General features: G+C 43.1%; 13 protein-coding genes, 3 tRNA genes and 3 rRNA genes. 6 read left to right on the top strand and 13 right to left on the bottom strand.

The window, feature by feature from the left end; all coding sequences use genetic code 11:
- Positions 1-94 precede the first annotated feature (94 nt).
- The 3 genes from AC2CZC_RS12185 (at position 95) to AC2CZC_RS12175 (ending at position 395) form a co-directional block, all read left to right on the top strand.
- Positions 95-179, top strand: a tRNA-Tyr gene (locus tag AC2CZC_RS12185).
- Positions 180-201: 22 nt separating this feature from the next.
- Positions 202-286, top strand: a tRNA-Tyr gene (locus tag AC2CZC_RS12180).
- A gap of 24 nt (positions 287-310) precedes the next feature.
- Positions 311-395, top strand: a tRNA-Tyr gene (locus AC2CZC_RS12175).
- 43 nt (positions 396-438) lie between these two features.
- On the opposite strand, the gene AC2CZC_RS12170 is transcribed toward AC2CZC_RS12175, so the two are convergent.
- Positions 439-1,101, bottom strand: coding sequence for a M48 family metallopeptidase (locus tag AC2CZC_RS12170; RefSeq protein WP_484581981.1), 663 nt, complete (start codon positions 1,099-1,101; stop codon positions 439-441).
- Between the two features lie 78 nt (positions 1,102-1,179).
- On the opposite strand from AC2CZC_RS12170, the gene AC2CZC_RS12165 reads away from it, so the two are divergent.
- The gene (locus tag AC2CZC_RS12165; protein WP_063362030.1) at positions 1,180-2,160 is read left to right on the top strand and encodes an ion channel; all 981 of its coding nucleotides are present in this window, start codon (positions 1,180-1,182) and stop codon (positions 2,158-2,160) included.
- On the opposite strand, the gene AC2CZC_RS12160 is transcribed toward AC2CZC_RS12165, so the two are convergent.
- Positions 2,161-2,796, bottom strand: coding sequence for an HD domain-containing protein (locus AC2CZC_RS12160; RefSeq protein WP_484581980.1), 636 nt, complete (start codon positions 2,794-2,796; stop codon positions 2,161-2,163).
- A gap of 95 nt (positions 2,797-2,891) precedes the next feature.
- Between AC2CZC_RS12160 and AC2CZC_RS12155 the strand changes: the two genes are divergently transcribed.
- Complete coding sequence (locus AC2CZC_RS12155; protein WP_484581979.1) at positions 2,892-4,082, top strand: class I SAM-dependent methyltransferase; 1,191 nt, start codon at positions 2,892-2,894, stop codon at positions 4,080-4,082.
- Positions 4,083-4,117: 35 nt separating this feature from the next.
- Here AC2CZC_RS12155 and AC2CZC_RS12150 read toward each other — a convergent pair whose 3' ends face one another.
- From AC2CZC_RS12150 to AC2CZC_RS12120, 7 genes are all read right to left on the bottom strand, one after another.
- A complete protein-coding gene (locus AC2CZC_RS12150) occupies positions 4,118-5,983 on the bottom strand; it encodes a S8 family peptidase (RefSeq protein WP_484581978.1) in 1,866 nt (621 codons plus the stop codon).
- Between the two features lie 1,693 nt (positions 5,984-7,676).
- A complete protein-coding gene (locus tag AC2CZC_RS12145) occupies positions 7,677-8,717 on the bottom strand; it encodes an IS481 family transposase (protein ID WP_484581977.1) in 1,041 nt (346 codons plus the stop codon).
- Positions 8,718-8,888: 171 nt separating this feature from the next.
- Positions 8,889-9,003 (bottom strand): 5S ribosomal RNA (gene rrf, locus AC2CZC_RS12140).
- Positions 9,004-9,181: 178 nt separating this feature from the next.
- Positions 9,182-12,063 (bottom strand): 23S ribosomal RNA (locus tag AC2CZC_RS12135).
- A gap of 387 nt (positions 12,064-12,450) precedes the next feature.
- Positions 12,451-13,983: ribosomal RNA gene (locus AC2CZC_RS12130) — 16S ribosomal RNA — on the bottom strand.
- Together the 16S, 23S and 5S rRNA genes form the textbook arrangement of a ribosomal RNA operon.
- Positions 13,984-14,556: 573 nt before the next feature.
- On the bottom strand, positions 14,557-14,895 hold the full coding sequence (locus AC2CZC_RS12125; protein ID WP_237135056.1) for a hypothetical protein: 339 nt from the start codon (positions 14,893-14,895) through the stop codon (positions 14,557-14,559).
- 137 nt (positions 14,896-15,032) lie between these two features.
- Positions 15,033-15,383, bottom strand: coding sequence for a hypothetical protein (locus AC2CZC_RS12120; protein ID WP_484581976.1), 351 nt, complete (start codon positions 15,381-15,383; stop codon positions 15,033-15,035).
- A 245-nt stretch (positions 15,384-15,628) separates the two neighbouring features.
- On the opposite strand from AC2CZC_RS12120, the gene AC2CZC_RS12115 reads away from it, so the two are divergent.
- On the top strand, positions 15,629-16,552 hold the full coding sequence (locus tag AC2CZC_RS12115; protein WP_484581975.1) for a DMT family transporter: 924 nt from the start codon (positions 15,629-15,631) through the stop codon (positions 16,550-16,552).
- Here AC2CZC_RS12115 and AC2CZC_RS12110 read toward each other — a convergent pair.
- From AC2CZC_RS12110 to AC2CZC_RS12095, 4 genes are all read right to left on the bottom strand, one after another.
- A complete protein-coding gene (locus AC2CZC_RS12110; protein ID WP_046354545.1) occupies positions 16,542-16,847 on the bottom strand; it encodes an Mpo1-like protein in 306 nt (101 codons plus the stop codon). The two genes, AC2CZC_RS12115 and AC2CZC_RS12110, sit on opposite strands and share 11 nt — an antisense overlap.
- Before the next feature lie 57 nt (positions 16,848-16,904).
- Positions 16,905-20,054, bottom strand: coding sequence for an efflux RND transporter permease subunit (locus tag AC2CZC_RS12105; RefSeq protein ID WP_484581974.1), 3,150 nt, complete (start codon positions 20,052-20,054; stop codon positions 16,905-16,907).
- Positions 20,055-20,067: 13 nt separating this feature from the next.
- Positions 20,068-21,246 carry an efflux RND transporter periplasmic adaptor subunit gene (locus tag AC2CZC_RS12100; RefSeq protein ID WP_484581973.1) on the bottom strand — a complete coding sequence of 393 codons (1,179 nt, stop codon included), beginning with the start codon at positions 21,244-21,246 and terminating at the stop codon, positions 20,068-20,070.
- Positions 21,247-21,507: 261 nt separating this feature from the next.
- On the bottom strand, positions 21,508-21,861 hold the full coding sequence (locus AC2CZC_RS12095; RefSeq protein ID WP_484581972.1) for a hypothetical protein: 354 nt from the start codon (positions 21,859-21,861) through the stop codon (positions 21,508-21,510).
- Between the last annotated feature and the right edge of the window lie 140 nt (positions 21,862-22,001).

Genomic DNA, 22,001 nt, shown 5'->3' with positions numbered 1-22,001 from the left:
ATTAATTCTGAAAATTTATCGGCATTTTTTAAAAAAACTTTAGGACATTTCTTTACTTCGTCAAAAACTTTGTTATTATCAGCGCCGTTGTTGAGGAGGGGTTCCCGAGCGGCCAAAGGGATCAGACTGTAAATCTGACGGCTCAGCCTTCGCTGGTTCGAATCCAGCTCCCTCCACCATCAACGACAACAAAGTACAATTGGAGGGGTTCCCGAGCGGCCAAAGGGATCAGACTGTAAATCTGACGGCTCAGCCTTCGCTGGTTCGAATCCAGCTCCCTCCACCACTTTGTACTTGAAAAATCTGTTATGGAGGGGTTCCCGAGCGGCCAAAGGGATCAGACTGTAAATCTGACGGCTCAGCCTTCGCTGGTTCGAATCCAGCTCCCTCCACCACTTCCTTTTATCTCTTTATTTCCATCTATAATTTCTCTTCATTTTATTGAATGTGATGCATCTCGTTTTTTAAATAGTTTTTTGCTTTTTCAAACTCAGGGTAAAAACGCGCTACTATTTGCCAAAACGCATGGTTGTGTGCCATCACATGATAATGTGCTAATTCATGCACTATAACATAATCGATCACCCATTTTGGCGCGCCAAGCAAAGCACTATTAAAAGCCAGAACACCTTTACTTGATAAACTCCCCCAACGACGTTTATAAAAACGTACTTTAAGTACCTTGTATTTTGAGCCCATGCAGGTTTGGAAATAAGGTAAACGCCCTTGTAGGTAGTTCGTCAACTCAACTTGAAAGAGCTGGTTAAGCTCATCAATGTGACTCTCTTTGCTCCCTTTGCTAAATGCTGTCAAATAAATGCATTGATTCATGTGGTCAATAAAGCGAGACTCTGAATCAAAAATCAATTTGTAAGACTCACCATAGACATTAACAGACTTTAACGGTTCAAGGCCCAGCTCTCTTTTTTTAGCGACTATATCTAGTTTTTTCTCAACCCACTCCTGTTTTGTATCTAACCATGCATTTAGCCAATTGTGACAAATACCGTAAGGGGCATGAACAACAACGCCTTGAGGTTTAACAGTAATAGCGACCGTTTTTCTACGGCGGCTTAGTTTGAGTTGGTAATTGAAATTCATAGTAAATTTATTGCTTTTTCATATATCAATCTAAATTGCTGCTAACCTTTATACTTATTACGGAAAAAACAGGCTGCCATGAATAGCAAACCTAAATGTCAGTACACGTCACCTGATGGACACAAATGCCAAGAAATAGACATGGGATCAGGATATTGTTTTTGGCATGACGCTAAGTTCGATAAAAGTGGATTAGAGCTATCTCATAAACTCGAACGTTATGCCAAAAAAGGAGGGCTACTGCAAGGCCTTGAGCTCAAGCGGGCCAATTTAGAAGGGTTAAACCTTGTTAAATTCAATGACCACAATGGCTATGACCTCTCGTACAGTAACTTTTACCGCGCTAATTTGCATGGTGCTCACCTGTTTAACAGCACGATACGTAATGCCTCGCTCATGAAGGCAGATTTAAGAGATGCAAACTTACACTGCTGTAAGATCGAAAATACCAATATATTAGGTGTAAAACTCAATGCGACCAGAATAGATAACTTGGTACTTGGAGACAAACTTCTCCAAGAAAGCCAAGCGATTGAAGCAGCAAAGCAAAAAAAGACCGATGACGCACAAGACTTGTACTTACAGAGCGAAGAAATTTATCGTTTACTAAGAAAAGGTGCAGAACAACAGGGGTTGTTCGAAATGGCTGGAAAGTACACTTACAGTGAACTTCGCATGCGCCATGCACAGTATCCAAAATATTCAAAAAAACGACTCGTTTCAAGTTTTATAGATATGTTATGCGGCTATGGAGAAAAGCCAGAAAATGTCATTCGCTTTAGCCTGGGCATGATTTTACTCTGTGCACTGTGCTATTTTATGCTCGGTATAAACTACAATGGCGACGTCATCCAATTTGCCGCCAATGCACCTCTAAAGCAAAATTTACACTCCATGCTCAATTGCTTTTATTTTAGCGTCGTCACTTTTACAACCTTAGGCTATGGGGATATTACTCCCGTCGGGATCACCCGGCTCATCGCCACCATAGAAGCATTTATTGGCAGCTTTTCTCTTGCATTGTTCGTCGTGGTCTTCGTCAAGAGAATGACGAGGTAATCATGCTTCGTTAGATATTTCCCGCCCTAATTCATCTAAGAATAAGCGCATGAACTCAGTGCGCTTCTTCGCTTCCTTTTGTGCCGCCTGCGTGTGCATTTGTGACTCTATATGCAGTAGCTTTACAAAAAAATGATCTATGGTGTAGCTTTTGTCATCAGGCTCTCGAGTGCGACAGAATGGGTCGTCAGTATGGTAAAGATGTCTGGCAATTGCGCCACCTACTTTCATACAACGACTGACACCAATTGCCCCAAGTGCATCCATACGGTCCGCATCCTGTACTATTTTGGCTTCTAAAGTCGTTGGGGTCACGTTAGCACTGAAGCTATGAGCCACTATGGCATGGTGGATCCCTTCTAGCTTATCCTGCGGATAACCTATTTCTATTAAAAATCGCTCAGCTTTATCCGCTGCCATTTTTGAAGCGAGTGCTCTGTCTGGATGATTTTTTGCAACAGCAACGCAATCATGTAACCAAGCTGCAGGTATAACAATATCTAAGTCCGCACTTTCTGCTATTGCAAGCTGTTTTGCAGTTTTAACCACCCGTTGTATATGAGAAAGGTCATGCGCGGTATCGGCAAAAGGCGTATCAAGCATAAATTCCTTAAATGCTTCTTCAAACTGTTTCATATTTTCCATCATTTTTACGTAAACCTTATGCTTTAGATTGTATGTTGGAACCCCCTTCACTAAAATGACAGGATTCTACTTAGTAAGGAATTTATATGTCTTGCGCGCTGTATTTACAACCCGGCCGAGAAAAATCTCTTAAAAGAAAACACCCTTGGATATTCTCTAAAGCAATTAAAAAAATCAAAGGTAAGCCAGGACTGGGCGATATTGTTAAAATCTACAGTCACGATGGTCAATACTTGGCAACAGCGGCGTATAGCCCGAGCTCCCAGATCAGAGCAAGGATCTGGAGTTTTGATGAAAACGAACAAATTGATCAAGCTTTCTTTAAGCGTCGTTTGGCCCGTGCCTTTGCAGTCAGAGAATATGCGATCTCAGAGGGTGGGCTAACTGGTTTTAGGCTCTCTGCTGCAGAGTCTGACGGCTTGCCGGGAATTACCATTGATAAGTTTGATAACTACCTTGTATGTCAAATGCTAAGCGCAGGTGCAGAACGCCACAAAGGTGAAATTGTTGCCGCATTACGTGAGCTTTTCCCAGATTGCCATGTATATGAGCGCTCAGATGTTGATGTACGTAAAAAAGAAGGTCTTGAGAAAATCACAGGTGTATTACACGGTGACGCACCAACAGAACCTGTGATCATTGAGGAAAACGGCTTAAAATTAGAAGTCGATATTATTGGCGGCCATAAAACTGGGTTTTATCTAGACCAAAGAGACAGCCGCGCCGCATTGGAGCGCTTTTCAAAAGGCAAAAATGTTCTAAACTGCTTTTGCTACACTGGCACATTCAGTTTATATGCACTCAGAGGCGGATGTGATGAAGTGATCAATGTCGATGTATCTCAACCCGCTTTAGACACTGCCAAGAGAAATGTCGAGCATAATAACCTAGATTTAAGCAAAGTCGATTTTGTCAAAAAAGATGTCTTCAAGTTACTTCGTGAATACCGAGACGAAGGACGCCAATTTGATACCATCGTCATGGATCCACCTAAGTTTGCTGAGAGTAAAGCCCAGTTAACAGGGGCATGTCGAGGCTACAAGGATATTAATATGCTTGCAATGCAACTATTAAAGCCAGGTGGTACTTTACTGACTTTCTCATGCTCAGGGTTAATGGATCAAAACCTATTCCAAAAAGTCGTCGCAGATGCAGCGCTGGATGCGGGTAAAGACCTGATGATAATGGAGAGACTAAATCAAGCAGCTGATCACCCGATTGCAGGCTTCTACCCTGAAGGGTTTTATCTCAAAGGTCTTATTTGTAAAGTATATTAAAATAAAGGGAGCTTATGCTCCCTTTATTTTCTGACTTAGAAGCTACCTGTTAAAGTAACACCTGAATACGCATTATAGCCACGTAACATGATGTGATAAGTCGCATCTGTACCAGAATTAGTCAAGCTGCAAGTCTCCGAATTACCACTGCGATATGGTCTACAGTCGTAAGTGCTAGTTGTCGGTGCAGCTCCCTTTCTAACGTATAAATCCGCGTCACCAGAGCCGCCTGATATCTGCACACTTAATGTCGCGTTAGCTGGTACATCAATTGTGTAAGCGACTTCACTACCTGATGCGCCAGAAAGATTAGTGACAGGTACACCGTTCGTTAGACAATTATTACCACAGCCACCACCATCACCAGCCGTGCTTGCGACTAAGCTTGCGCCAGAATAAGCTGAATATCCATGCAACATGATGTACCAATCACCCGCCACTGGATTGTTAAATGTACAGACTTCTTCGTTGCCATTTTTGTATGGACGACAAGAGTAGCTACTTTGAGTTGGTTGCTGACCTTGTTGCACATACAGGTCAGCATCACCTGTGCCACCGGATAGTTTAACTGTTAATGTTGTTTTACCTGCTGGTACCTTGAATACATAGTTTGACTCTTCACCCGCAGCGCCGCTAGCACTGACAGCTACACCATCATCTAATTCTGGTAATGGCGGTGGTGGAGGTGGTGGTGTTGAATCAGCTAATGCAAATAACAGCTCATTTGGAGAACCAGACTTGGCATCACTCACTTTGTTTTTGGAGCTGCGAGAGCTTAGTAACGTATCAATCTGGCTTGGAGTAAGAGACGGATTTTCATCAAGGTATAGTGCAACAACCCCCGCAACATGAGGTGCTGCCATCGATGTGCCGCTGATTGTATTTGTCGCAGAGTCTGAATTGTACCAAGCTGACTTGATGCTTGAACCTGGCGCGTAAATATCTAGACAATTACCATAGTTTGAGAAACTCGAACGTGCATCTGAACTTGTAGTAGAACCTACTGTCACAGCGTCCGCAGCCCTAGCTGGAGAGTAATTACACGCACTGCTGTTATCATTACCTGCCGCTACAACAAATGTTACACCTGATGCTACTGCCGCATTTACCGCATCATCAACTGCTTGTGATACACCACCACCTAAACTCATATTAGCAACAGAAGGGCCTGATGCATTATTCTTAACCCAATTGATACCTGAAATAACGCCTGAATACGAGCCTGACCCATTACATCCTAAAACACGAACACCCACGACGTTGACGTTTTTAGCAACACCATAAGCACCGCCACCAATTGTACCCGCCACGTGCGTACCATGACCGTTACAATCGCTTGAGTCGGCGTCATTATCTACAAAGTCATAACCGTGACTTGCACGTCCACCAAACTCAGCATGTGTAATACGTACACCCGTATCAATGACATAAGCTGTTACGCCACTGCCGTCAAAGTCATAATGATAGTTACTATTTAGCGGTAGATCTCTTTGATCAACTCTATCTAAACCCCAAATTGCGTTACCTTGATCTGCACTCGCATCAACCAGAGGCGTCACTGTGACGATTTGGTCTTGCTCAATGTAATCGATGCTAGGATTGCTCAGCAGTTCTTTTACTTGTTGCTTTGACGCATTAACCACAACCCCATTTAAAACACCTTCAAATTGCTTGGATACTTGTACATTATGCTTTGTTGTCAACGCTCTCGCTTGATCAGCTGCATAACTGGCAATTGCATCACTGCTTGCTGCATTCATAACTGTGGGTGTCTTAAAGACTACGATGTACTGATCTTCAATCGCACTAGTTTGGTCAACAGTCATTAACTGGGCTTGCGCTAAACAGCTTCCTGAAAGACCTGTCAAGACCGCAAATGCTAGTGTGTTTAATTTACGCATACTTGTTCCTTTATTATGTCATTTGGTTAATTTCCAATCAAAATGTAGCTCAAATGTAGAAATAATAAACAATATTTTTAACTAAAAATTAACCAAAAACCAAACACTTTGTAATCAAAAATTTACAATAGAAAGTTTTATTCATTAATTTCAATTCTTAAACAAACTTAATTCAAGTTGAGTAGTTGATGCGACTAGAACACTATATAAAGCGGAGTAATTTATGACTTTAAGGAGGTTTTTCAGATGGTTAATATATTTTTTAAACGTGAGAATATGAAATTTATATCCTTATAATTTATAGCAATAGTGCAAAAAGTTTATACCCAGTCTAAATCAGATGTATTTCAAATTATATCTCGATGATTTAATCTCATAATCAGTTTGTAGATTTATTCTAATTACAGAAGAATAACGCACACTTATAAACACCTTCAGTGCTGCTTTAACCTATGAGTAGATACTTTTCAAAAGCGCCTGGCATGAGTTTTTTCCCTTGAAACTTCTTGCTTCAGTTTCGCGACTATTCCGAGTAACTCCGTGTGGTCAACTTGTCGTATATAAATAGAATTGATTTCTTTTGATAGCCGACTATGTACCTTACTTTTAACAATACCATTGGTAGTGGAACAAACAATCTTGACGACAGCGAGGTATTCAATACACCTCTGTAAACGCAGTAACCAAACCAAAAAGACGGAACATGGACCCTGAAACGAGTTGAGGCAAGATCGTTCAAAACTAGCGACAGCGAACACAGTGAGTACGCATCTTTTGCGCAAGGTGATTAACGTGCAAAATGTAACGACAACGAGCGAAGCGAGTACGTTCAATTTGCGCAAGGTGTAAAAGGTTAGCGACAGTGAACGAAGTGAGTACGCTCTGCTAGTTTAGCTGTTGCTCAGGAAATGTATTTAGCAGGAGTAAAGGGTGAAAGCTGTGAAGGATGCTTCCTTCACCTTGCGCTTATCGTGCAAAAGGCTAGCGACAGCGAACGAAGTGAGTACGCTTCTTTTGCGCAAGGTGATTAACGTGCAAAATGTAACGACAATGAGCGAAGCGAGTACGTTCAATTTGCGCAAGGTGAAATGAGCCGTTTTAGCTGTTGCTGAGAAAATCTTAAGTTTATCTTGTCGGCGGTGAAGGTTACTCCCTTCACCTTGTGCTAATTCGTCTCTTTATCAATGTGCATGAACTCTGCAACGGGTTTGACGTACATGGATGTACTAATGTCGATTAGATTCATGGATGAATTAAGTGCAAAGTACAGTGACATAGAGCGAAGCGAGTACATTTACTTTGCGCAAGGTGAATTGAGCCATTTTAACAGCAGCGGGGTTATTTAATTGGGCCCTTGGTGCGCTACGCAGTAGAATGTCCTACTTTCACATGGACGAAATGAGATCGAAGCGAAGCTTCTCAGTTATGGTGTAAAGGGCTAATGACAGAGAACGAAGTGAGTTCATTCTCTTTGCGCAAGGTGAAATAAGCTATTTTAAACAGCGCCGATTAATGTATTGGCGCGATGGAACCCAGCTTCAGGGGTGAATAGACAACGCAGAACTATCTACAAAGAAATAATGTAATGCAATGAAACATATAACCGTGAAATAAACCAGTTTAACCGATGCTAAGGTGTACTAGCTCAGACTTGATCTGACAGTTACCCGTTTTTCAATCGGTGATTGTCAGCTTAGATTTGAGCTAAATTCTTTTCTGCCCAAATACGTTTTCCATCTTCCAATGTTTCAAGTGGCGTTCTGCCACAGCACATTTTTCCTTGATGAGTTCGGTCATTATTGTAATAAACCATCCATTCGTCCAGATCCTTTTGTAATTCTTCTAGGGAGCTATATAGCTTTTTACGGAATGTAACCTGATAAAACTCATTTAGTATTGTCTTATGGAACCGCTCACAGATACCGTTTGTCTGTGGCGACATGGCCTTAGTTTTTGTATGGTCGATATCGTTAATCGCCAAATATAACTGGTAATCATGATGCTCGACTTTACCGCAATACTCCGTGCCTCTGTCAGTGAGTATGCGTAGCATTGGCAACTCATGCTGTTCGAAGTAAGGTAGAACCTTATCATTGAGTATGTCGGCCGCTGTAATTGGTGTTTTGGTGGTATAGAGCTTAGCGAAAGCTACTTTGCTGTACGTATCTACGAATGTTTGCTGATAGATACGTCCAACACCTTTTAGGTTGCCAACGTAAAACGTATCTTGTGAGCCTAGATAACCAGGGTGAGCTGTTTCGATTTCGCCACAAGCCTCATCGTCATTTTTCTTTTTTTCAAGCGCAGCGATTTGGCTGTCTGTTAAGATAATACCTTCGTTAGCTACTTTGTCTTCCAATGCTTTCAGGCGCTTCTTAAAGTTCTCTAAATTATGACGTAGCCATATCGACCGAACACCACTGCCTGATACAAATACACCTTGCTTTCTTAATTCATTGCTCGTTCTGTGTTGGCCGTGAGCAGGGTAATCAACAGCATATTTTATAACAGCTTGTTCAGTTGCCTCATCGACTCTGTTTTTAATGTTTGGAGACCTACGACTTTTATCAACTAACGCATCGAGCCCGCCATCTTCGACCAGCTCTTGATATCGATAAAATGTATCTCTTGAAACGCCCATAACTTTACAGGCTTTAGAAACATTACCTAATTCTTCAGCAAGATTAAGCAAACCAGTTTTGTGTTTAATGATTGGGTTGTTAGTATGTAACATGAGAGTTACCACCTTTAAGTTGTTTTGATTAAAAGATTCGACACCTTTATCAAAACGGGTAACTCTCAATTTTTCAAATCGAAATGTCAGATCAAGTCGAGACTAATTCAGCTAAGGGACTTAAATGCAAAAAACCCGTCGCATTTCTGCAACGGGTTTCTTTTATTTGGCGCTTGGCAATGTCCTACTTTCACATGGGAAACCCCACACTATCATCGGCGCTATTTCGTTTCACTACTGAGTTCGGCATGGAGTCAGGTGGTTCCAAAATGCTATGGTTACCAAGCAAATTCTTTTCGTGCAAATGGCTAATGACGTCTTTTTGTCATTTCATTTGCGCAAGGTGAATTGATTTCTCATTAGAGCTCATCTATTCACAATGCTAAAATCTGGAAGCGTAATTAAATTCTTATCGTCTACTTTCTATTCTTAACTTCTAACAAGTCAAACCACTTTGGCGTTGTATGGTTAAGCCTCACGGGTAATTAGTACGAGTTAGCTCAATGCCTCACAGCACTTCCACATCTCGCCTATCAACGTTGTAGTCTTCAACGGCCCTTCAGTTAACTTAAAGTTAAAGTGAGAACTCATCTCGAGGCTCGCTTCCCGCTTAGATGCTTTCAGCGGTTATCGATTCCGAACGTAGCTACCGGGCAATGCTATTGGCATAACAACCCGAACACCAGCGGTTCGTCCACTCCGGTCCTCTCGTACTAGGAGCAGCCCCTCTCAATTCTCAAACGCCCACGGCAGATAGGGACCGAACTGTCTCACGACGTTCTAAACCCAGCTCGCGTACCACTTTAAATGGCGAACAGCCATACCCTTGGGACCGACTTCAGCCCCAGGATGTGATGAGCCGACATCGAGGTGCCAAACACCGCCGTCGATATGAACTCTTGGGCGGTATCAGCCTGTTATCCCCGGAGTACCTTTTATCCGTTGAGCGATGGCCCTTCCATTCAGAACCACCGGATCACTATGACCTACTTTCGTACCTGCTCGACGTGTCTGTCTCGCAGTTAAGCTGGCTTCTACCATTACACTAACCGTACGATGTCCGACCGTACTTAGCCAACCTTCGTGCTCCTCCGTTACTCTTTGGGAGGAGACCGCCCCAGTCAAACTACCCACCAGGCACTGTCCTCAATCCCGATTAGGGACCTAAGTTAGAACATCAACACTACAAGGGTGGTATTTCAAGGACGGCTCCACACAATCTAGCGACTGTGCTTCAAAGCCTCCCACCTATCCTACACATGTAGGGTCAATGTTCAGTGCCAAGCTGTAGTAAAGGTTCACGGGGTCTTTCCGTCTAGCCGCGGGTACACAGCATCTTCACTGCGATTTCAATTTCACTGAGTCTCGGGTGGAGACAGCGTGGCCATGGTTACACCATTCGTGCAGGTCGGAACTTACCCGACAAGGAATTTCGCTACCTTAGGACCGTTATAGTTACGGCCGCCGTTTACCGGGGCTTCGATCAAGAGCTTCGACCTAAGTCTAACCCCATCAATTAACCTTCCGGCACCGGGCAGGTGTCACACCGTATACGTCATCTTACGATTTTGCACAGTGCTGTGTTTTTAATAAACAGTCCCAGCCACCTGGTCACTGCGGCTCTCGTCTGCTTATGGAGCAAGTCCTTCACAAACAAGAGCGTACCTTCTCCCGAAGTTACGGTACAATTTTGCCTAGTTCCTTCACCCGAGTTCTCTCAAGCGCCTTAGTATTCTCTACCTGACCACCTGTGTCGGTTTAGGGTACGATTCGATATAAACTGAAGCTTAGAGGCTTTTCCTGGAAGTAGGGCATCAACAACTTCACTACCGTAGTAGCTCGTCTCGACTCTCAGCCTTAGCGACCCGGATTTTCCTAAGTCACCAGCCTACAGCCTTTCACATGGACAACCAACGCCATGCTTGCCTAGCCTGCTCCGTCCCCCCATCGCATTTATACCAAGTACGGGAATATTAACCCGTTTCCCATCGACTACGCTCTTCAGCCTCGCCTTAGGGGTCGACTCACCCTACCCTGATTAACATGGGATAGGAACCCTTGGTCTTCCGGCGTGCGGGTTTTTCACCCGCATTATCGTTACTCATGTCAGCATTCGCACTTCTGATACGTCCAGCAAACCTTACAGTTCACCTTCAGCCGCTTACAGAACGCTCCCCTACCCCGCATACTAAGTATGCAGCCGTAGCTTCGGTGGTATGTTTAGCCCCGTTACATCTTCCGCGCAGGCCGACTCGACTAGTGAGCTATTACGCTTTCTTTAAAGGATGGCTGCTTCTAAGCCAACCTCCTAGCTGTTTTAGCCTTCCCACATCGTTTCCCACTTAACATACACTTTGGGACCTTAGCTGACGGTCTGGGTTGTTTCCCTCTCCACGATGGACGTTAGCACCCACCGTGTGTCTCCCGGATATTACTTTACGGTATTCGGAGTTTGCAAAGGGTTGGTAAGTCGGGATGACCCCCTAGCCTTAACAGTGCTCTACCCCCGTAAGTATTCGTCCGAGGCTCTACCTAAATAGATTTCGGGGAGAACCAGCTATCTCCCGGTTTGATTAGCCTTTCACTCCTAGCCACAGGTCATCCCCTAACTTTTCAACGTTAGTGGGTTCGGTCCTCCAGTCAGTGTTACCTGACCTTCAACCTGCCCATGGCTAGATCACCGGGTTTCGGGTCTATACCCTGCAACTTAAGCGCCCAGTTAAGACTCGCTTTCGCTACGGCTCCCCTAAATGGTTAACCTCGCTACAGAATATAAGTCGCTGACCCATTATACAAAAGGTACGCAGTCACCCTCGAAGGGCTCCTACTGCTTGTACGTACACGGTTTCAGGTTCTATTTCACTCCCCTCACAGGGGTTCTTTTCGCCTTTCCCTCACGGTACTGGTTCACTATCGGTCAGTTGGGAGTATTTAGCCTTGGAGGATGGTCCCCCCATATTCAGTCAAAGTTTCACGTGCTCCGACCTACTCGATTTCACTTCAGATAAATTTTCGTGTACGGGACTGTCACCCTGTGTCGTCCAACTTTCCAGAAGGTTCCACTAATTACACTGAAGCTTAAGGGCTAATCCGATTTCGCTCGCCGCTACTTTCGGAATCTCGGTTGATTTCTTTTCCTCGGGGTACTTAGATGTTTCAGTTCTCCCGGTTTGCCTCTTACAGCTATGTATTCACTGCAAGATACCGCTAAGCGGTGGGTTTCCCCATTCGGAAATCTAAGTCTCAAGTGCCTCTTACTGGCTTGACTTAGCTTATCGCAAGTTAGTACGTCCTTCATCGCCTCCAACTGCCAAGGCATCCACCGTGTACGCTTAGTCACTTAACCATACAACCCAAAATGGTTTTTCTTCGCTTTTGTTTGTTATGCTGCGTTCCTTTCGTTTTTTACTTGGTCACATAACACGTTATGCTTCCGTCGATAAAAAACTCAAGCGCCTTGCCTAACAATCAAAATCATTGAAAAATAAGTTAGGTTGTCTAATCAAAGACAGTTTTAACTTCGCCAGAAGTTAAGTAATACTAAAGTAGACGCTAATTAATCAACTAAATGATTAATCGGCATTTTCTTTCGAAAACTCTGAATAACAATTGCTTGTTATTCGAGAATTTAATTATCAGCTTTCCAAATTTTTAAAGAGCAATATTAATTAGCTATTAAAGCTAACTAACAATCATCTGTGTGGACACTTCGAACAAATCTGTTCTAAATCGTTAAGGAGGTGATCCAGCCCCAGGTTCCCCTAGGGCTACCTTGTTACGACTTCACCCCAGTCATGAATCACTCCGTGGTAAGCGCTCTCCCTAAGGTTAAGCTACCTACTTCTGGAGCAACCCACTCCCATGGTGTGACGGGCGGTGTGTACAAGGCCCGGGAACGTATTCACCGCGGCATTCTGATCCGCGATTACTAGCGATTCCGACTTCATGGAGTCGAGTTGCAGACTCCAATCCGGACTACGACAGACTTTAAGTGATTCGCTTACTCTCGCAAGTTCGCAGCACTCTGTATCTGCCATTGTAGCACGTGTGTAGCCCTACACGTAAGGGCCATGATGACTTGACGTCGTCCCCACCTTCCTCCGGTTTATCACCGGCAGTCTCCTTAGAGTTCCCGACCGAATCGCTGGCAACTAAGGATAGGGGTTGCGCTCGTTGCGGGACTTAACCCAACATCTCACAACACGAGCTGACGACAGCCATGCAGCACCTGTATCAGAGTTCCCGAAGGCACCAAACCATCTCTGGTAAGTTCTCTGTATGTCAAGTGTAGGTAAGGTTCTTCGCGTTGCATCGAATTAAACCACATGCTCCACCGCTTGTGCGGGCCCCCGTCAATTCATTTGAGTTTTAACCTTGCGGCCGTACTCCCCAGGCGGTCTACTTAATGCGTTAGCTTTGGAAAAGTTGTCCGAAGACCCCAGCTCCTAGTAGACATCGTTTACGGCGTGGACTACCAGGGTATCTAATCCTGTTTGCTCCCCACGCTTTCGTACATGAGCGTCAGTGTTGACCCAGGTGGCTGCCTTCGCCATCGGTATTCCTTCAGATCTCTACGCATTTCACCGCTACACCTGAAATTCTACCACCCTCTATCACACTCTAGTTTGCCAGTTCGAAATGCAGTTCCCAGGTTGAGCCCGGGGCTTTCACATCTCGCTTAACAAACCGCCTGCGTACGCTTTACGCCCAGTAATTCCGATTAACGCTCGCACCCTCCGTATTACCGCGGCTGCTGGCACGGAGTTAGCCGGTGCTTCTTCTGTAAGTAACGTCACAGCTAGCAGGTATTAACTACTAACCTTTCCTCCTTACTGAAAGTGCTTTACAACCCTAAGGCCTTCTTCACACACGCGGCATGGCTGCATCAGGCTTGCGCCCATTGTGCAATATTCCCCACTGCTGCCTCCCGTAGGAGTCTGGACCGTGTCTCAGTTCCAGTGTGGCTGATCATCCTCTCAAACCAGCTAGGGATCGTCGCCTTGGTAAGCCATTACCTTACCAACTAGCTAATCCCACTTGGGCCGATCATAAGGCGAGAGCCGAAGCCCCCTTTGGTCCGTAGACATTATGCGGTATTAGCCATCGTTTCCAATGGTTGTCCCCCACCTTACGGCACGTTCCCAAGCATTACTCACCCGTCCGCCGCTCGTCATCTTCTAGCAAGCTAGAAATGTTACCGCTCGACTTGCATGTGTTAGGCCTGCCGCCAGCGTTCAATCTGAGCCATGATCAAACTCTTCAATTAAAAGTTTTTTGAATCCGAAGATTCGTGCTCAATGAATTCTGTATAAATTGACTATATAGCCACTCATAAGAAATTGAGACTCTAATTCTTTTGCTCCTGAATCAAGAGCTGTTAGAACTCAATCTGTACGAGTGCCCACACAGATGATTGCTTCATATTTTTAAAGAACAGTGTAACTAACCCTTGGTTAGTTACCGCAGCGTTGCTGCGAAGAGGAGCGCCATATTAACCGCTTCACTTTTAAAGTCAACTAGAAAATTTAATTTATTTTCAATTAAGCTTTCAGTTTAACTTTAACCTTCACTTTGCTGCTTGCTTTTGTGCGCGTTGCTCCGTGTCAGTGGGTGCGCATTATAGGGACTTAAAGTGTTTGGTCAAGCCTTTTTATAAATTTTTTTATGTAAAGCAAAAGAGATAGTTTGCAGTTAATAGTGATTACGTAAAGAGGGTATATTATGCAGATGCAGATATAAAGGAAGCTGATGTTATCAATAATAAACGAACGCAGGCTTCAAGCTGCGCTCTCTATTGGGGAAACTTACTATAAAAAGCCGCTATGAATTACATTATCACTTAATGACCTATCGCAGTGTCATAAAAGTAATGTTTGCGTTTTAATTTTAGGTCACCGTTTGTCACGATCTCCATTGCTCCTTCATTGTCCAAAGTTACATTGAAGTCTGTTATCCCTCTTTTAACATCTAGCTGCATTTCCAGTTCAGCTGCTGACCAAGACTGACCAAATCCAACTTGTAGATCTTCTAAATGTTCAACCTCTTCAGATAATCTATAAGCCGATCCAGGAAATATTTGCGTTAAAGTTAGCGCTAAAATTTGTTTTCCTTGGCACAAAAACGCAAACATTGGCGTTTTGGTTTTATTAATGAATGTAACTGTAACTTTTGCAGCCATAGCGTTTCCCTCAAACTGAATAATCTATGTGCAACTATAGGGAGATTCAGATTAAAAGCAATTACGGGGCATTACAGCTAGATTGTAATCACCCATCAAGGGCTGTATTTCAGTGAGTCACAGGTATTGTTTCGGTTTCAATGCAACACCCCTTTCATTTCCCACGAACCATATTGATTTTTTATTAGATAGATATCTTCAATATCATCATCAATAATCAACTGCACAGAAGCCAACGCCCCCTGAATTGACATGACCCTTACATCCAGCATAGACATATCGTCTGTGTGACCTTTTTCTCGATCTTTTTTATTCTTCTCGATGTTACCGCCATCATCAACCTGCTCTTGAAAACTATTCGCAATTAATGAATTAAAGTGGTTTCTTATGATCTGCTCAACTTGCAAGTGATCGTTAAATGAATTGGCTTTACTGACATTGCTGGCTAAAAGTGAACTCAGGAACATCACTCTCATTAATAACGCCATATTATTTCCTTTATTAGTCTGCCCAGCTATGCACGTAGGCACAATTGTAATAAACTCGTCCCTGTTTACCTTATACTCTACACTGACTTGCTTTTTGTACTTATGATTTTGTGAAGCTAGAACCAAGATATTCTTATTAAAATAAAATCATAAAAATCATTATTTTAACTTTGTTCATAATTCAATATGCACACTAGTAGTGCATCACAGTGTTGCTTATTATGTTGCAATTAACGAGGAAATTAATGTCTACCGCGGTTTTACAAAACACTTCAAAGAATACAACGGTCGTTTTAGCGCTTATCATGGCAATGCTCGTATGGGGTTCAAGTTGGATATCTGGAAAAATTATTGCGGATATGGCGCCCGCTGAAATCACTGTCTTTTATCGTATCGCACTGGCTACTATTAGTATGGCGCCTATTTTATTTCTGATGCATAAATCTCGGCTGCACAAACTTGCTTTCTCTCGTAAAGCATTATTATGGTCCATTCCTGCTGGTTTATTGATGGCGGCCTATAATCAATTCTTCTTTTTAGGGTTACATGACGGATTACCAGGCAAAGGAGGCATGCTTGTTACTACAACAAACCCTATCTTTACCATTATTCTTAGTACTTTGATTTTACGTAGCACTCTTTCTAATACACAACTCATAGGCTGTATATTGGGGGTCATTGGTGGGCTCTTCATGATTGAAATTTGGCTTTTTGATGTCGCTCAAATACTGGCATCAGGAAACGCATATTTCTTATTAGCCTCTTTAACATGGGCTTTTTTAACACTTATCAGTAAGCAAGGTACTAAATTTAGTGACTTTCTAACGTTCAGCACATTGATGTATTTTTGGGCAATGCTTTTAAGTTATCTATTCGCATATGACTTGTCTCCAATCAGTAATATAGCAAACTATTCAAGTACCTACTGGTACCATATGCTGTATCTGTCAATTATTGTGGTTAGTATCGCCACCAGCATTTTCTTTTTTGCCACTCAGCAATTAGGACCGAGTCGTTCTAGCTCGTTTATTTTCATTGTGCCGGTTACTGCTATGGGCATGTCGATATGGTATTTCGACGAACACCTAAGTTTAACCATGTCTTGTGGCGCATTATTGGCTCTAAGCGCCGTTTATTTGCTTAATAAGCCCACAAAACTTAAATCGTAACTTTTCGGGTAATGATATCTTTGAACATCACCCAGTCTGCAAGAAAGCTGTAGAGTGGATATTGAAAAGTTGCTGGTTTGTTGTGTTCATAATAAACATGTCCAAACCACGCAAATCCATAGCCACATATCGGCAGCGCAAATAAGAGTGCCCAATATTGCGTGATTAACATAACAATCAATATCGATATAACCAGCGCAGAACCAACAAAATGCATTCTGCGGCAATGCTTGTTTTGATGCTCTTGCAAATAAAACTGATAAAACGCTTGGAAGCTCTCAAATTTTCTAGCCATTTTCATGCCCCTTTAAAATATAAAGCTCACATAGTGAGCTTCATATTTAATCATCAATTATGATGTTTCACTATTACTCAACCACTTTTGCCGTGAAAAAGTTGGGTAAAAAATTGGAATGATAATAAGCGTTAAGAGTGTTGAGCTCACCAAACCTCCAATGACAACTGCTGCAATTGGCTTTTGTAGCTCAGCTCCCACACCATGTGATAACAGCATAGGTATAAGGCCTAATGCTGAGGTAATAGCAGTCATTAACACTGGACGTATACGCACACTTGCACCACTTAGCACCGCACTATAAATATCTTTATCACGTTCTTGTTTATTAATGCTCTCTACCATCACAACCCCATTTAAAATAGCTACACCAAACAAGGTAATAAATCCCACGGAACTAGCAACTGATAGATAGAGACCAGAAAAATAGAGCGCGCACACCCCACCTACAATGGCGAGTGGGATGGTGAGCAATATCAATAGAGCCTGCCTGACTGAACGAAAGATGCAAAACAGCATTAAGCTAATTAATATCAAAGATAAAGGTACTATCATCATTAACTTCTGTTGAGCACGCTGCTGACGCTCAAACTGTCCTCCAATCATGACTGAGTAACCAGCAGGAAGTACGACTTGCTCTGCTACTTGCTCATAAATATCAGAGACAACACTGCCCATATCTCGGCCCTCTATATTCGCCTCGATAACGACACGTCTTTGCACATCGTCTCGCCTAATTTGTGGTGTGCCTGTCGTTATTGCCACGTGAGCGACATCACCAAGCCGCACCCACTCTCCACTCGGCGCAACCAATATTAAATTTGATATTGCTTTGGGGTTGTTACGAAATATTTTGTCTAAGCGCAGATATATGTCGTATCGTTCATTTCCATTGACAATTTGGCCCACATATTGACCTCCTACACCTTCATTAACCACTGACATAATATCTGACACTGTCAAATTAAATCTCGCTAGCGCCTGACGATCCGGAGTGATTAAAAGCTGCGCCTCACCATTAACTTGTTCCATCGCGACATCTACAGCCCCCTCGATTTGTCGAATAACGGCCTCCACTTCCGTTCCCTTTTGCGCCAATACATCTAAATCCGGCCCCATTAATTTAATTGCCAATTGCGCTTTGACACCCGATAGCAGCTCATCAACCCGTGTTGCTATTGGCTGAGAGAAGTTAAGTTGTATGCCTGGAAACACCGCAAGCTTATGCTTCATGAGTGCTTGAAGTTCAGTGCGATTGGATGCACTTTGCCACTGATTAATTGGTTTAAGCCCAATATAAATTTCTATATTATTAACCGGTTCTGGGTCCCCGCCAATTTCCGCTCGGCCAATTCGACTAAGTGCATAAGTTACTTCAGGTATCTCTAGTAAATATGCTTCAAGTTTTGGCGCAACCTCGAGTGCGGTTTCTAAACTGGCCGATGACGCAAGCGTAACACGTAAATTAATCGTGCCTTCTTCTAACTCTGGCGCAAATTCAGTACCTAATTTAGTCGTTAAAAAAGCGCTTATGCATATCAAGCTAATTACAGCCACAACCAAAGCCCTGCGCTTATCCATCACTTTTACCAAACACGCTCGATACATCGCCTCTAATTGAGCCGCAGTTTTATTGGGTCGAATGGATATGCCACTTCGATAAGCGATACAGGCAAGCGCTGGCACAAAGATCAAGGCAACGATAACAGCAAAAGCCACCGCTAACATGATGCTAATGGCCATAGGTTCGAACATCTTGGCTTCAACACCCTCGAAACTAAACAATGGCATAAATACGAGTAAAATAATTAATGAAGCAAAGAAAATAGAATGTGTCACTTCTTTAGCTGCAAAAGATACGATGGATAACACACTGTTCTGGTTATTTTTCATATCATCACCTTGCTCTTGAAGCTTTCGAACGATATTTTCAACCATTACTACCGAGCCATCTACTAACATACCAATGGCAATGGCTAACCCTCCCAATGACATCAAATTAGCCGAGATCCCAAGCCACGTCATTGTCATTAGCGCCATACCTATAGACAACGGAATGGATATCAGCACTAATAGCGCCGCTCTTAAATTTAATAAAAATAACGTCAGGACAAGACTGATAAATATAAATGCAAGACCCAATGCGCTAGCAACCGTTTCCACCGCCTTATCTACTAAGTCACTCTGATCGTAAAATGGCATAATTTTTACGCCTTTCGGTAAGGCTTGCTCTAAACGCGCTAATCTTTCATAGATAGCATCAATGGTTGCTTTACTATTGGCACCTGTGCGTTTGAGTACAATCCCAGACACAACCTCCCCCATCACCTCTACTTCCCCAAGGTTATTTCGCCGAGTCATCGTCACCGCACCTTGTCGAATTTCGGCGCCGATCTGAACATCTGCAACGTCGCCGACATGTATCGTTGTGCCCTCAATGACTTTAACTGGGACTTTACTAATTTGCTTTAGCCCTTTCTCACCACTGGCAAACCAACCAGCCCCTCGGATCACTAACTGCTCTTGCCCTCTCTCCATATACCAGCCACCAGCGTTCACATTGTTTTTTTCCAACGCGGATTGAATATCTGACTGTCTAAGTTCGTAGGAAAGTAATTTTTGCGGGTTAAGGTTCACTTGGTACTGCTTTACCTCACCGCCAAATGACAATACATCGGTAACGCCATCAACTGGCATAAGTATCATTTTTACCAACCAGTCATTTAAACTTCTTAGTGCCATAGTGTCGTAACCAGAGTCAGGCTCCGATACGATTAAATATTGAAATATTTGGCCAAGTCCTGAGGTGTTTGGGCCTATCTCTGGTATGCCGATACCAATGGGGATCTGCGCTTTAGCCTGTTGCAACCGTTCAAAAACAAGCTGTCTAGCAAAATAAATATCAACCCCTTCTTTAAAAGCAACAGTGACGCCTGACAGCCCCGTTTTTGATGTAGAACGTACTTGAGCAACATCCGGTAAAGCATACATCACAGCTTCAATCGGGTAAGTGATCAACTGTTCAACTTCATCTGCACCTAGCCCGGGCGCTTCCGTATTTATAACTACCTGAGTATTTGTTACATCAGGAAAAGCATCGAGAGATAACTTTTGTGTCACAGTAATGCTTGCAAGCATCAACGCGAGTACACCAACGAGTATCAAATAGCGGTTATTCACTGACCATGAAATCATATAATTTAACATATTCGATCTCCCATCAGTGGTTATGCGGGTCAAAGTTATTTTTAGCTAGCTCTGAGGCAATAAAAAATGCACCTCTAACCGCTAATCGACTGGGGCTATCTAAACCATAAATCACCCGGTGTTTTCCAACTTGAGCACCTAAACGTATCTGAACAGGTTTCAATGCACCATCGCTCTGTTCCACAAACACAACCCAATTTTGTGCTTGGTCTCTGACCACTGCAGACTCTGGCACCAGCATAGCTTGAGCTGCTGAGTGCATTGTTAACTGCACCTCAACAAACATACCTGCATGTAACACATCACCTTTGTTATCTACTGATAATCGGATCACCTTGGTACGAGTAATGGGGTCGATTGTATGAGTTTGCTGGATCACCTCGGCAGCGTACTTTCTGTCTTTAAACACCACTTCAGCTTGGTCTATATTGTGTGGCTCTATATCAGCCTGAACGGGTAACTTAGCCTCCACCCACAGTGTACTTTCATCCGCTAGCATCATCAGCGCATACCCTGCTTCAACTCGTTGCCCTTGCGAAAAGTCGTCATCGAGCACCACCCCAACTTGCTGCGCAATCAAGGTGTATTCACCCAAGGTCTCATTCGCTAAACTATGTAAGCTGTTAATCGCAGAATCACTTAACCCCAGAGCAATAAGCTGACCATAGGCTGCATCAAAGCGGGTTTTTCCTGCTAGCTTTTCACTTTCACTAACAGCGGTTCCTGTCAATTTCGCCATTCTCAACCACTCACTTCTCGCCAACCGATATTCAGCTTGCGCGCTAGCCACCTCTTGACTAAACAAAGTCACCAATTTTTGACCTTGTGATACTTTATCTCCCAATGTGACATGGCGATTTACAACAACAGAATCAGTTCTAGGAGAGACTATATAACTGGTATAGCCGTTTGCTTTCACTTCAGCTGACGCAGATTGAGTTAATTGATAGTTTGTTTTTTTGACTTCAGCAATTTCAATACCCACGATACGACGCTGTGCTTCATTGAGTACCGCATATTCATTTGTATGTTGATGAGTGTCATCTTTATCTCGGTTTACATCGACGTGATGAGAATGCTCATCCTCTTGATGGTCATGATCATGACCTGTCGTTAATGCGCACGCAGAAAAACTAAAAAATCCGCTAAGAATTACCACGATTAATACATATCTTGTATTTAAAAAGTTCATAATTTAAACCTCCATCTATCCTCCAATACGCTCAATTCACTCTGGTATTGGATGATAAAAGCCACGCACCAGTTCGCTACCTACCAAACAGGTATGCATACTGATGTGAGGCATAACGCAACATGCTGTTTGCGTTAAAACTATGTTTGTCACTTGTACACATGTCACAATACTCAGCAAACATGTGCTATGAACAAACGCCTAATTAATGGCTCACTAAACACGCTCTAAATTTAAAGCGAATGAGTAAAAAAAAGGGATTTAAGAATAGATTGGAGGTTTGTATTTTGATTCCGCCCTTCTGCGGATACGTGTATCAGGTGTATTCACCACAACCAGTGAAGTCATGATTGTGGCATCCTCTTGCCAGTGTCGGCTAAGCCAAGAGGTATGACTGCCAGAGCAATGACCACAGTGATGGCAATCCTGAATGGCATGACCATGCTCATCGAGCTCTACTGTATTGGTCACTTGCAGATCATATTGATGAGAATGTGTAGACTGAAGGTGCTTTACATCAACTAAATGTACATCGGATAGAGATGCCACAAAAGAGACCGACTGCAATGCAATCACGGTCACGAGCACCCAATAAACCAATATCCGACAATTCAAATCTAGCACCTTATCATGATAAATGAGCCGTCAATATAATCATTGGTCGAATTAAAGTCAATCAAGCCAAGACTAAAAAAACAAACCTAAATCATTGTTATGTAATAACATTATCTATTTTAGTTGTGATTAATCGGACA

The sequence above is a fragment of the Pseudoalteromonas sp. MMG033 genome (genome assembly GCF_057197785.1).
This window is presented reverse-complemented; position numbering and strand designations above follow the sequence as displayed.